Here is a 12,508-nt window from a genome sequence, read left to right on the forward strand (position 1 = left end):
ATTTTTTTTTTATCTTTTATTTTTTCATCATTCTTTTTTTAAATTAATTAAAATACTATAAAATAAAACAAGGTAGAATTCAAAATGCTATTTGAATTATTAATGGTATTTCTTATTATTATAATAGTGTCTGTTTTAATTTTAATCTTTTCAAAAATACATATTGATATTCTATTTAAGAATAGTAATTCTAACTTTAATGGACTTATAACAATAAATTATCTTATAGTTCAAATAAAATATGATCTCAAAAAACAACAACTAAAAATAAATTTACACTTAAAAAACAAGACTAAAACAATAAAAATAATAAACACAAATAAACAAGATGAAACAGATAAATCTGAAAACTCAAATACAGATGAAACACAACAAGATGATAAAGATAAAGAGATTAAACAGTTACTAAAAGATGTATCAAATGCAAAAGTAGACATACTTGAAATTGTAGCATACATTCCAAAGATTATAAAATTTAATAATGCTAAAATACAACTAAATTTAGGACTTGCTGATAGTGAATTAACAACCAAAGTCACAGCAATAATATATTCAATAGGTGCAGTACTTTATCCTGCAGGTTTATATATTGAACTTATCCCCGTATATGGAGAATTTAGGATTAAATCAAATATGGATATAAAATTTGATATTGTTATTTTTAACTGTTTAAAGCTTATTGTTAAAATTATAAGAAAACCTAAACTACGAAAATTAATAAAAAAATTGATTAGTTATGCATGATGTACAAATACTAAAACCAATTAAGGCATATAATCGTATGATATATCCTATTGCAAAATTAGATGTTAATATTCTTTTTAAAAGTTTTGTTAATATTACATATGAGGTAATTGCTTTAAAAATAGTTGAAGGTGATGATCTTATTTATTATATGAATATTTCAATGGATAATGAAATATTTGAAAAGTTAGAAAAAAATAGAGAATTATAAAAGAGGTAAATATTTATTTTCTCGATTAAACATTTTTTTTCATAATAATTTTTTGAGAAAAATAATTCTATACTATTTTCTTTCCTACTAAATTCTTTTTCTTTATTTTTATAATCATTTAAATACTTTTTATTTTTTCTTTTTAAAAAAATAAATCTGCTTGTTATCATAATATTTTATATGCATATATGATATCTTCAGATTTTAGAGTTTTTCTTCCGTTGGCTTTTGCACTTTCTAGTGCTATTTCTGTAATTGCTGCTGCTTGTTCTTCAAGATATTTAGCTAATTCTTCTTTAGCACTTTCACTTACACGTTCTGCGCCACCATGTTTTAAAATTCTTCCAAGTGGTGTTAATGGTAATCTTGTCATAATTATCCTCCACAATTTTATTTTTAGGAAACTTTATTTTTTTATAATTTTAAAATAAAAAGTTTTCTTTTCAATACAATCAACAAGTTTGCTATTTAGTTTAAAAAAACTTTTTTTGAATATTCAAACTTTGATATTATTATTTTTAATTTATTATTATATATAGTATTATCGAATTAAATATTATCTATTATTACATTATTATTTATAACATCGTTCATGATTTATCATTATTTAAAAAAACATAAGAAAATTATAAAATTAATTTTAATACGATTCATGTAATGAATTATTAACAAAAAATAAATTAAAATAATACCTTTATTTTATAAAATATTAATTTTTAAATGGTATTTTATCTAACAAGTGGTTTAAAAACGTAATAATAAAGTACTAATTTTCTCAGTTTTACATTTAAATTTTAAAAATTTAACGATTATCTAAAAGTAGAATCTAAAAATTTATGTTAATATTATTTAATATTTTAAACTAATAGGATATTTTATAATAAAAATAAGATTTTAAAAAAGGTGGAGGTTAAAAAAAAGAAAGTATTAAAGATAAATATTTTTTTATTTATTCATCTGATGAATTCATTCTTTTTTCTTTTTCTTTTTGAATATTTTCCATTATGATTTTTGCACGATCAGATCCTATTGGTACGTGGAATTGTTCTTCTATACCTTCACGGTAGATGTTATTCATTGTACAAAATGGTATGATACGTCCATCTGGTGTTGCATAATGGATAACACATCTATGTACACGATCTTGATCAAAGTTAAATGGATCCATGAAGTGCATACATGATACAAGTAATGCATTTATGTGGAAATCACCAAGTGCTTCATAATCTTGTTTTATAAATATATTTTTAAGAAGACTTACAATATCAATGTAAGATGGTGATTTTTTAGTATCAACAGTTCCAGGTAAATCACGAATAGCTTTAATTACAGCTTTTGTATTTCCAATTTTTGAATGTTTATCTAGTTCTTCTGTTGCATCTTCAAGCATTGCCATAAATTTATCAACATTAATGAAGTCTGTAATAGGTATGATACTACCATCTTTTTCTTTAAATACATATGTTCCCACACCACAGTGTTCATGACATGTGAGTGTTACTTCATCTTCTGTACCTTGTAATGCTGATATAAATTCTGATATTGGTGCTACTGTTGATGCTGAATAGAATGTATCTTTTTTAATACGTCCATCTGTTTGATCTTCTACATTTGCTATGAAATCATCTATTGTTATACGTTGTTTTTCAATTTGATCAATTTCATTTGCTGGTGTTCTTCCTGCAAATGCAACAGGTTGGAAGTTTACACCACGTATTACATCAAGATTATCTAAAGCAAATTGTATAATATCTCCTACTTGATCATCATTTATTCCTTTTACAAGTGTTGGTACAAGTACAATTCCAAGACCTGCTTTACGACAGTTTTCTATTGCTTCAATTTTTTTGTGTAATATATTTGCATTACGTGTTTTAAGATATGGTTCTTCTGTTACACCATCAAATTGCATATATACAGTGTTTAATCCTGCATCTTTAAGTCTTACAGCGAGTGTTTCATCATTTGCTAGTGCTATTCCATTTGTTGCAATTTGTGTATGTACAAATCCTTCTTCTTTTGCCATACGTATTAAATCTACAATGTCATCACGTACTGTTGGTTCTCCACCTGAGTATTGTATAGCTGGTGTTTCAACAGGTTGATTTTTACGAAGTGTACGTAGCATTTCACGAATTTCATCTTGTGATGGTTCATAGAGTGTTCCTGATACAGCAGCATTTGCAAAGCATATTGGACATCTTAGGTTACATCTGTTTGTTACATCGATAATTCCAAGTATGGTTTGGCTTTCATGTTGGTCACATAATCCACAGTTTGCTGGACATTCGCCTTCAGCATGTTTTAGATTTGTAAGTCTGTGTGGTTTTGATTCATATTTAACTGCTTTTTCATAAGCTTCTGCATCATGCCAGTATGTGTTTTTGAAGTTTCCATGATCTGGACATTCTTTTTCTATAAATATTTCGTTTCCTTCTGAATATACTTCAGCGTCAAGTATTTTAAGACATTCAGGACATAGACTTTTTGTATTTTTAATCTGAGTCATCTACTTCCCCCTTTATCCATATTTTTTGTATTTTTTATTTTTTTTACGTTTTATTTGTATTATTTGATTTCTAGAGAATTTATAATAATATAAGTAATAATTGATTTTATTATTTTTTCCTAGTATTATAATATATATTTGAATTATAGATTATATTAAATTAATGATTATAACACCTAATTTCTTGTAATAGTAATGTTAGTTATGAAAATAATAGTTTATTCATTATTTATTTTTATAGAAAAAATAGAAATTTTATAGGTAAAAAGTTTTTTTTTATTATAATAATTTTTTTATAGAAAAAATTAAAAATAGAAAGAAAAAATAAAATAATATAAATCTTTTTTTAAGTAAAATATTCTGATTATTTCTTTTATTCCTTAAATTAGTACCATACATCTTTTATATGTATTAGGTATGCAAATATGTTAGCTCCAAGGTGTAAAAATACACTTACAACAAGAATGATTATAATCATTGATAAATTTAGTTGTACTACTGGTGAGATAAATATTAAGGCTACTACTACAAAATCTAGTTGATCAAGTAGTGGTACTGCTTGTCCTCTTTCAAAGTTAAGTCTTCTTTTTAAAAAGCTACCAATAGAATCACCAATAAGTGCACCAAAACCTAGAAGTAGTCCTAGTAATAATCCTTGAGGTATAAATCCTGATAAGAATGTAATATGTGATGATGCAATTATAAAGTAGTATTCACCAATACCATAATTTGCAAGAAGTCCTAATAGACCACCTATGATCATACCAAACAGACCACCGCCTATTACACCTCTCCATGTAACGCCATCACCTGTAATTCTTCGATTATCCCATGCATTATGACCAAAATCCATTGGTGTTCCTCCACCTAGTACTAATGCTGAACCATTAGCAAGATATGCTGGAATCATAAGATAAATCGAATATATTATTAAATTTAATAAATCCATTAAATTCAAACCTCGAGTTATTTTTTTTAAATTATTTTTTTTTCAATATTCTTTATACAGTATATAAATATGTGTATTTATTATTAATAAAAATAATGACAATTCTTATAATAATATTTTTTTTTATTTACTTATCCATGTTGTAGATTTTTTCAAGAATATTTATATTAACATCTTTTAAATCAAGATACATCTGTATTGCACCAAGTGTTGTGATAATACTAACAATAGGTTGTGGTATATAATCATTAAGATTAATAACATTTAATTTAAGATTATCAGCTGCAATACGACATATATTTCCAAGACCAATATCAGATAATACAACGTTTTGAATTCCTGTTTTAAAAACTACTTGTTTTAGACTTTCTTCTACTTGTTGTATTTGTTTTTCAAAGATATATTCTGCCATATCCATTATTGTTTCATTACTTATTGTTTCAATATCACCACATACAAGACGTGTTAAACGATTTTTACATGAATCAATACTTTTATCAGCACCATCTGGTGTATCACATGTGTATTGCTCTTCACTAATATGTCCTAATATCCTGTGAATATCAGCTGTAATTGTGAAGTATTCACTACTTACATTTGTCTTATTTGATTCTATGTATACATGATTAACAATTGTTGCAACATTTGTACGAAGAAGTCCTGTATATACAAGTTCACCATTCATAAGACGCTGAGTATCAGTATATCCCTGACTTATTTCATGTTTATCTTTAATTGGTATGATGTCTGTTGTTGTAGTTCCCATATCCATGAAAATACATGTATCTTTCAGATGTTTAATAAGATTAACAGTTCCAATCCAATTTGCAGCAGCAGCACTTAGTGGATTTTGATTTACATATTCATAATTTTTAAGTCCATCAAATGTAACATAATAGATATCTTCATCTTTAAATGTAGATTCAACCATTCCTGTTATATCAATAATACCTTGACGTTTAGTCTTATAACAATCAGCAAGTTCTGCAGTTATAGATACACATACAACATCAATATCATTACTACCTTTAAGTTCTTTTAGGCATTCTGGTAATTTTTCATGCTTTATCCAGAAAGGAAGATAATACTTATTTTTACTTAGTGATATTATATTATAATCATTATCAAATTCAATTATACAACAATCTGTATTTGCTCCTCCAATATCAAGTCCCATAAATTTCATTTATTCTACTCCTTTTAGTTTTTAGTAAATGTTCCACTATTATTTTCAAGATTTATTTGATTTAAATTATCATTAAGAACACCATCTATAATAGAACATGTAAGATTTTCTGATGCAATATCAGAAAGTACAATAAATGGTGTTGTAAATCGTGAATTAATTTCAACTAGATAAACCATATTATCTTTTATTATATAATCTATTCCAAAAAATCCATATAGTCCACTTATTTGTGATGTTATATTTTTTGATATTTCTATTATTTCATTTTTTAGTGGATGATCTATTGGTGTTTTACATCCATGATATAAAATCTTGTTATTTTCATCAATTATTTCCTGGGAATTAATACAAATCACATTAAAATAAGTATGTGTATTAATAATACTTACACTACAACTTTTACCATCAATATATTCTTGGAGTAATATAGTCTTAATATTATTTTTTTCATAAATTTCAAGTTTTATGATTAACTCATCAATTGAATGTATCTTATAAATATAATCTGATGATGTCATATTATCAGGTTTAATGATACATGTATGATATTTAGATATAAATTCTCCAATTTTTTCATAGTTAAGATCATCATTAGAGTTTAAATCAATTTTATATGTTGGAATCTTTTTAATATCTTTAAGATTTTCATATGTTCTAATTTTTGATGTGCAAATATATGATGCATGAGATGTAGATCCTATTATTTTAACATCATTTTCTTCTAAAATCTTTGATATATTATATTGTATATAATCATCCTCTGGTGCTATAAATATACAATAATCATACATATAACTATTACATTTAAGCCAAGATATAAGATTATTATCAACAGTTATACAATTAAACTTATTAATACCAATACTAAGTTTAGAATTAAGTAGATAATCAACATTAATATTATCATCTTCTGCTAAATCATTTAGAATTGATTTTAGCATGTTAAATCCTTCAGATAATAATGTGTTATCATAGTAGATACTTGAATATTCAAAGACTAATAAGTGCATAGAAAAAATATACCTCCCCTTTAAAGTAAATTTTATAAAAAAAATATATTTAAAAAATAAAAAATAAGATTTTAAGTTTCTTCTAAAAAAAATAGTAATTTTTTAGATAAAAAAAAGAATAGTTATTTTTACCTAAAATTCATCCAGATTACCTATTGCTTGATAGTTTATTCCTGCTTTTCTAAATTCATCAGCATCAAGAATTGGTCGTGTTGCTATGATAAATTTATTTTCAAGCATATCAGGTGTTATGTTAATATACTCATGATGATCTGTCATTAGTATTACACAATCACTTTTTAAAGCTTCATCTAAGTTTACACATTCAACATCAAATGATTTTATAACATCACATGATACATATGGATCATTAACTAATACTTTTAGTTCTAATTGTTTTAATAGTTCTATAAGTTTTATTGATGGTGATTCACGAATATCATCAACATTTCCCTTATATGCTATTCCAAGTACAGATACTGTATAATCTGATGTTTTATCCAGAATGTTATCAAGAAGTATATCTATTACATGTTGTGGCATTGAGTTATTTATTCGGCGTGCTTCTGATATTAATTTAGCATCAGTGTCATATGCATTTGCAAGTTCAACAAGGAAGTATGGATCTACTGGTATACAGTGCCCACCAACTCCAGGTCCTGGTGTATGAATATTTACTCGTGGATGATAGTTTGCTGCTGTTATTACCTCATTTACATCCACATTTATATTTTCACAAATTAGTGCAAATTCATTTGCTAATGCTATATTTACATCACGATATGTGTTTTCCATGAGTTTTATCATTTCAGCTGAGGTGATATTTTTAACTTTTATTATCTCACCTTGTGTAATGTTTTTATATAATTTTTCTGCCATATCTGCACTTTTTGTGTTATATCCACCAATAATACGTACATTATGAGTCATTTCATATATTGTATTATTTGGCAATGCTCGTTCAGGACTATATGCTAACATGAAGTCTTCTCCACATTTTAGTCCAGATTCTTCAAGTATTGGTTTTATAACATCTACTCCTGTTTGTGGTGGAACAGTACTTTCTATTATTACTAGGTCATCTTTTTTTAGTCCATTTTTAATACTTTCACATGCTGATATTACATATGAAAGATCTGCTGTTTTATCATCATATGTTGGAGTTGGTACAATTACAATAAATATGTTACATTCCTGGGATGCTTTTATTTCATCTGTTGTTGCATGTAGATAGTTTGATTGTATGGCTTTTTTTAGTAGTTCATCAAGGTATGGTTCTTTAAAATATACTGATGCTTCATTATTTATCATATCTACAACTTTTGGATTTACATCTATTCCTATTACATTTATATGATTATTAGCAAGTATTGCTGCTGTTGGAAGTCCAATGTGTCCAAGTCCAAATATTCCCACTTTTATTGTATTTAAATCCATTTCTATAACCTAGCTTAGTTTTTTTCCTTTTAGTATAATAATTTACTATTTTTTTATTTATTATAATAAATTTATAGAAATACTATTATTTTATATTATCATTAATTATTATATTAAAAACTAAATTTAAAGAATTATGAAAAGATTTTATAAAAAATAAATTTAAAAAAAAAGAAGGAAGAATATTTTTTTTCTATTTTGTCTGTGTTTTAAATTTCTTAACTATTATATTCATACCTTTAAGATTTGTATGTTTATTAAAATACACAGCATTATCATCTTTAAATGCTTGTTGAATAATACAACCAGGATTAAGAAGTTCATATTTAGATACATCTATATTATCTTCTATTTTTTTAATATAAAATCCTTCAAAGTCCATTATATTATCAAATGCTTCAAGATTTAGTGTATTATTTTCATATCTATGTTTGATAATTTCATATATTCGAGCTGCACTTCGTCCATCACCATATGGATTTTTAGCATTACACATTCGTTCATATACATCCGGGTTATCTAGTATATTTTTTATTTTATCTGTAATTTCCATACTTTTAACTCCAGCTAAGATATTTCCTCCTGCATCTATAGTTTCAGGTCTTTCTGTATTATAACGGAGTGTTACACATGGGATATTTAGTGTTATAGCTTCTTCTTGTATTCCACCTGAATCAGTTAATAGTAGTTTTGAATTACTCATAAGTGATAGAAAATCCAGGTATCCTAGTGGCTCTGTTATTTGGATATGATTTGAATTTTTTATTTCATCATATAAATTTGCATTTTCTAGTGATTTTCGTGTATGAGGATGTAGTGGAAATACAATATTATATGGAAGATCAATAATACTCATAACGATATTTTTAAGTCTAACTTTATCATCTACATTCTCAGCTCTATGTAGTGTTAATGTTATGTATTCATCAAATTTTACAGTATCTTGTATTTGGCTTTTCTTTTGTGCTATTGGTGTATTTCTTATACAAGCATCAACTATGGTATTTCCTGTTATGTAGATTAAATTATGATTTATTCCTTCATTAAGTAGATTTATAGCAGTTTTATCTGTTGGTACAAAATATAGTCTACTGCAATTATCAGCAACTAGACGATTTATTTCTTCAGGCATATTTTTATCATATGAACGAAGTCCTGCTTCAATGTGACCTACTGGTATTTTCAGTTTATTTGATGCAAGTGCTCCAGCAAGAACAGCGTTTGTATCACCTTGGATTAGTACTATGTCTGGATTTTCTTTTTTTAGTATTTCTTCAAGTTTACATATTATCTGACTTACTTGTTTTATTGCTGTTGTTGATCCTGAATGTATGTTATAATCAGCAGTTGGTAAATTTAAATCTTCAAAGAATTGCTGTGACATCTTTGTATCATAGTGTTGTCCTGTATGTATTATCACAAGATCTGTATTATTTTTTTGTATTTCATCTATTATTGGTGATACTTTTATTATTTCAGGTCTAGTTCCTAGTACTATTGCTATTTTCATATTTAACATTTCCATAATTTTTTTTTTATTTTAGTATTTCTACGAGTTTTTCATCTGTTTTCATTTTCTGTTGATTTATTTTATGTTCCTCTTTTATGTATTCTATTAGTTTATCTTTAGCATATTGTGATTCTTTAAATTTTATATTTTTATATTGCATATCACTTAGTATAAGTCCACATGCAGGAGCAGGTTGTAATCGTATGTATTGTCTTAGTTCTTGTGGTGTGAGAAGTTCTTCTATATTACTAAGTGTTAGTTTTTCACATCCTACATGGTTTATTGCTGTTACCATTTTTCGTACCATGTTCCATAGGAAGCTTTTTCCTTTTATCTTAAAAATTAGTGTATCATCATTACATATGAGTTTTGTTTCTAGTATTTCACGATTTGGATTTTTTTCATTTCTTTTTGAGAAATTTCTAAAGTTATGTTTTCCAATGAAAAGTTGCATTGCTTGTTGCATTAAATCAAAGTTAATATTATCTGTAGATTCATCTATTGGTTGAATATATGTGTATGTACGGTTTTCTGGAAATCGTACTTTAAAACCATATGGTACACGTGCTTCTGCTACTATTTTAATATCATTTGGAAGTAGTCCATTTAGTTTATTTATGTAGATATCTTCATCTGTTATAAATGATATTACATTACCTGTTGAATGTACTCCTTTATCTGTTCGTCCTGCTACTGAGTAATGTGATTTCCATGTATCTTCAATAATACCAGTTTCTTTAAATACTTTTAGTAGTTCTCCTTCTACTGTTCTGTATTCTGGTTGTCTTTGATATCCATGGAAGTTTGTTCCTATATATGCTATTTTTAGTGCAACTCGTCTCATAGTATATTATAGATTTATTATTTTAAAATAATAATAATTTATCATATTTTTAACTTTTAATATGTATAACTATTATATAAATAAAATACAACTTTGTGTTTAAATGCTTAATGATTTATAAATAAAATTAAACAATATATATAATTAAAGACCATGAAAATGTTTTAACAAAAAAAACATTTTAACTAAAAAAAGGAAAAAAAATAAAGAAGAGGAATATTTTTTTATGATTATAATACCTGCTGTAGATATTAAAAATGGAAAATGTGTACAATTAGTACAAGGAAAACCAGGAACAGAACAAGTAGTAATAGATAACCCAGTTGAAGTTGCATTAAAATGGCAAGATATGGGAGCTAAAAGATTACACGTAGTAGATCTTGATGGAGCATTAGATAGTGGGGCTAATCTTGAAATAATAAAAGAAATAGTTGATAAAACAGACATACCTATCGAAGTTGGTGGAGGAATAAGATCAATAGAATATGCATCTCAACTGCTTGATATGGGAGTTGAAACAGTTATCATAGGAACTATGGCAATAAAAGATCCTAGTGTAATTGAGAAATTATCCCAAAAATATGGATCAGAACGTGTATGTATATCACTTGATAGTAAAGATAACCGAGTAGTTACACATGGATGGCAACAAAGTACAGATAAAACACCACTTGAATATGCACAAATATTTGAAGATAAAGGAGCTGGATTAATACTATTTACAAATGTTGATGTTGAAGGATTACTTGATGGAATAGATCTTAGTGCTGCTAAAAATCTTATTGATAATGTATCTATACCTGTAATATATTCAGGTGGAATAACATCACTTGATGATCTTAAAACTTTAAAGGATATAAATGCTGATTATGTAGTAATAGGATCAGCATTATACCGGGGATTAATTGACTTTAAAGATACATTAGAATATGAAGACTAAAAAAAATTGATTAACTATTAAAAAATACAAGTTTAATAAAAAAATAAATTATTAGACTAAAAAAAAATGAAAGAAGGTGTTTATTTATTAAAGTAATGGCATCAGGAACATTTGACATTCTACATCCAGGACATGTATTTTATCTTGATGAAGCACGAAAACTGGGTGGTGAAAATGCCAAGCTTATGGTAGTAATTGCAACAGATAAAACAGTATATAAACATAAAAGAATACCAATAGTTGATGAAAATCAGAGAGCTGAAATGGTATCATCAATTAAGGGAGTAGATGAAGTATTCATAGGTGATGAAGAAGATCCATTTAAAATTGTAAAAACTCAAAAACCTGACATAATAGCAATAGGACCTGACCAGAATTTTAATCCACAAAATCTAGAAGAAAAACTAAAAAATATGGGACTAGATATAAAAGTTGTAAAAATAAAATCATATAAAACATTTGAACTTGATAGTACATGTAAAATAATACAAAAAATTAAAAAAACACACTTTCATAAAAAAGTCTTTGATGATTGCGAATTATAATGATATACATAAATTTAATATAGTATATAAAACATAGATTAATATTAATATTTACAATATAAAAATTAAGGGAGATTCATATAAAATGGTAGCAAAAGAATATTATGACATCTTATTAAAAATTACCGATATAATGGAAGAAAAAGGTGGAGGAATTATCTACATTCGTAACGAACCTGAATGTTACACAATAGGTACAAGATACTATGATCAAGACATAGCAGACTACCTAGATGACCATGTAGAAGAATGGATAGGTGAAGAATCTACTCTTAAAAAGAAATCTAAAAAACGATCCAAAAAACAAGATAAAGTAGAAGAAGTATACTACCTCTGGAAAATCATGCTTCCAGAATAGCAAAGAGACTAAATCTCTTCTTTTTTTTATCCCTTTTATTTTTTAAAACTTTGATACTATTTTTTTTATACAATGATAAATTTAAAACATAAAATTTCACAAACTTATTAGAAACCAACTCTTTTTTTTATCATAAAATTTATTATTATAAAATTAACATAAACATAAAATAATAAACACAAAATAATTTTTTTTTATATTAGTTAAAATAGTATAAAATTCTATAAAAGATTATGTGGAAGTACTATTATTTTTTTTTATA

13 protein-coding genes are annotated in these 12,508 nt (G+C 25.9%); 5 read left to right on the top strand and 8 right to left on the bottom strand.

All coding sequences use genetic code 11. The features are described from left to right. The first annotated feature begins 84 nt into the window (after positions 1 to 84). Positions 85 to 744, top strand: a complete 660-nt coding sequence (locus tag MSCUN_RS07130; RefSeq protein ID WP_095608200.1) for a hypothetical protein — start codon at positions 85 to 87, stop codon at positions 742 to 744. Continuing rightward, positions 737 to 955, top strand: coding sequence for a hypothetical protein (locus tag MSCUN_RS07135; protein WP_095608201.1), 219 nt, complete (start codon positions 737 to 739; stop codon positions 953 to 955). The genes MSCUN_RS07130 and MSCUN_RS07135 overlap by 8 nt, the downstream gene beginning before the upstream one ends. 166 nt (positions 956 to 1,121) lie before the next feature. On the opposite strand, the gene MSCUN_RS07140 is transcribed toward MSCUN_RS07135, so the two are convergent. From MSCUN_RS07140 to truA, 8 genes are all read right to left on the bottom strand, one after another. Further along, positions 1,122 to 1,328 carry a histone family protein gene (locus MSCUN_RS07140; protein WP_095608202.1) on the bottom strand — a complete coding sequence of 69 codons (207 nt, stop codon included), beginning with the start codon at positions 1,326 to 1,328 and terminating at the stop codon, positions 1,122 to 1,124. A gap of 576 nt (positions 1,329 to 1,904) precedes the next feature. Beyond that, entirely contained in the window at positions 1,905 to 3,464 is a 1,560-nt protein-coding gene (gene tes / locus MSCUN_RS07145) for a tetraether lipid synthase Tes (RefSeq protein ID WP_095608203.1), read from the bottom strand. A gap of 385 nt (positions 3,465 to 3,849) precedes the next feature. Further along, positions 3,850 to 4,413 carry a CDP-2,3-bis-(O-geranylgeranyl)-sn-glycerol synthase gene (locus tag MSCUN_RS07150; protein ID WP_095608204.1) on the bottom strand — a complete coding sequence of 188 codons (564 nt, stop codon included), beginning with the start codon at positions 4,411 to 4,413 and terminating at the stop codon, positions 3,850 to 3,852. Positions 4,414 to 4,540: 127 nt separating this feature from the next. Continuing rightward, the gene (locus MSCUN_RS07155; RefSeq protein WP_095608205.1) at positions 4,541 to 5,599 is read right to left on the bottom strand and encodes a hydantoinase/oxoprolinase family protein; all 1,059 of its coding nucleotides are present in this window, start codon (positions 5,597 to 5,599) and stop codon (positions 4,541 to 4,543) included. Positions 5,600 to 5,613: 14 nt separating this feature from the next. Then, a complete protein-coding gene (locus MSCUN_RS07160) occupies positions 5,614 to 6,612 on the bottom strand; it encodes an ATP-grasp domain-containing protein (protein ID WP_109583031.1) in 999 nt (332 codons plus the stop codon). A 132-nt stretch (positions 6,613 to 6,744) separates the two neighbouring features. Beyond that, complete coding sequence (locus tag MSCUN_RS07165; protein ID WP_095608207.1) at positions 6,745 to 8,049, bottom strand: nucleotide sugar dehydrogenase; 1,305 nt, start codon at positions 8,047 to 8,049, stop codon at positions 6,745 to 6,747. Between the two features lie 193 nt (positions 8,050 to 8,242). Beyond that, a complete protein-coding gene (gene wecB, locus MSCUN_RS07170; protein WP_095608208.1) occupies positions 8,243 to 9,559 on the bottom strand; it encodes a non-hydrolyzing UDP-N-acetylglucosamine 2-epimerase in 1,317 nt (438 codons plus the stop codon). Between the two features lie 25 nt (positions 9,560 to 9,584). Continuing rightward, on the bottom strand, positions 9,585 to 10,403 hold the full coding sequence (gene truA, locus MSCUN_RS07175) for a tRNA pseudouridine(38-40) synthase TruA (RefSeq protein WP_095608209.1): 819 nt from the start codon (positions 10,401 to 10,403) through the stop codon (positions 9,585 to 9,587). A gap of 226 nt (positions 10,404 to 10,629) precedes the next feature. Here truA and hisA point away from each other — a divergent pair, with 226 nt between their 5' ends. The 3 genes from hisA to MSCUN_RS07190 all read left to right on the top strand — a co-directional run bounded on the left by hisA (position 10,630) and on the right by MSCUN_RS07190 (position 12,246). Beyond that, positions 10,630 to 11,343, top strand: a complete 714-nt coding sequence (gene hisA, locus MSCUN_RS07180) for a 1-(5-phosphoribosyl)-5-[(5-phosphoribosylamino)methylideneamino]imidazole-4-carboxamide isomerase (protein ID WP_095608210.1) — start codon at positions 10,630 to 10,632, stop codon at positions 11,341 to 11,343. A 95-nt stretch (positions 11,344 to 11,438) separates the two neighbouring features. Then, complete coding sequence (locus MSCUN_RS07185; protein ID WP_095608211.1) at positions 11,439 to 11,888, top strand: adenylyltransferase/cytidyltransferase family protein; 450 nt, start codon at positions 11,439 to 11,441, stop codon at positions 11,886 to 11,888. A gap of 85 nt (positions 11,889 to 11,973) precedes the next feature. Further along, positions 11,974 to 12,246, top strand: a complete 273-nt coding sequence (locus MSCUN_RS07190) for a hypothetical protein (protein WP_095608212.1) — start codon at positions 11,974 to 11,976, stop codon at positions 12,244 to 12,246. The last annotated feature ends 262 nt before the right edge of the window (positions 12,247 to 12,508 follow it).

This window comes from Methanosphaera cuniculi (genome assembly GCF_003149675.1).
Taxonomy (GTDB): domain Archaea; phylum Methanobacteriota; class Methanobacteria; order Methanobacteriales; family Methanobacteriaceae; genus Methanosphaera; species Methanosphaera cuniculi.

Coding starts and splice junctions, on each gene's coding strand:
- MSCUN_RS07130 (WP_095608200.1), top strand. CDS start 85: ATGCTATTTGAATTATTAATGGTATTTCTTATTATTATAATAGTGTCT.
- MSCUN_RS07135 (WP_095608201.1), top strand. CDS start 737: ATGCATGATGTACAAATACTAAAACCAATTAAGGCATATAATCGTATG.
- MSCUN_RS07140 (WP_095608202.1), bottom strand. CDS start 1,328: ATGACAAGATTACCATTAACACCACTTGGAAGAATTTTAAAACATGGT.
- tes (WP_095608203.1), bottom strand. CDS start 3,464: ATGACTCAGATTAAAAATACAAAAAGTCTATGTCCTGAATGTCTTAAA.
- MSCUN_RS07150 (WP_095608204.1), bottom strand. CDS start 4,413: ATGGATTTATTAAATTTAATAATATATTCGATTTATCTTATGATTCCA.
- MSCUN_RS07155 (WP_095608205.1), bottom strand. CDS start 5,599: ATGAAATTTATGGGACTTGATATTGGAGGAGCAAATACAGATTGTTGT.
- MSCUN_RS07160 (WP_109583031.1), bottom strand. CDS start 6,612: ATGCACTTATTAGTCTTTGAATATTCAAGTATCTACTATGATAACACA.
- MSCUN_RS07165 (WP_095608207.1), bottom strand. CDS start 8,049: ATGGATTTAAATACAATAAAAGTGGGAATATTTGGACTTGGACACATT.
- wecB (WP_095608208.1), bottom strand. CDS start 9,559: ATGAAAATAGCAATAGTACTAGGAACTAGACCTGAAATAATAAAAGTA.
- truA (WP_095608209.1), bottom strand. CDS start 10,403: ATGAGACGAGTTGCACTAAAAATAGCATATATAGGAACAAACTTCCAT.
- hisA (WP_095608210.1), top strand. CDS start 10,630: ATGATTATAATACCTGCTGTAGATATTAAAAATGGAAAATGTGTACAA.
- MSCUN_RS07185 (WP_095608211.1), top strand. CDS start 11,439: ATGGCATCAGGAACATTTGACATTCTACATCCAGGACATGTATTTTAT.
- MSCUN_RS07190 (WP_095608212.1), top strand. CDS start 11,974: ATGGTAGCAAAAGAATATTATGACATCTTATTAAAAATTACCGATATA.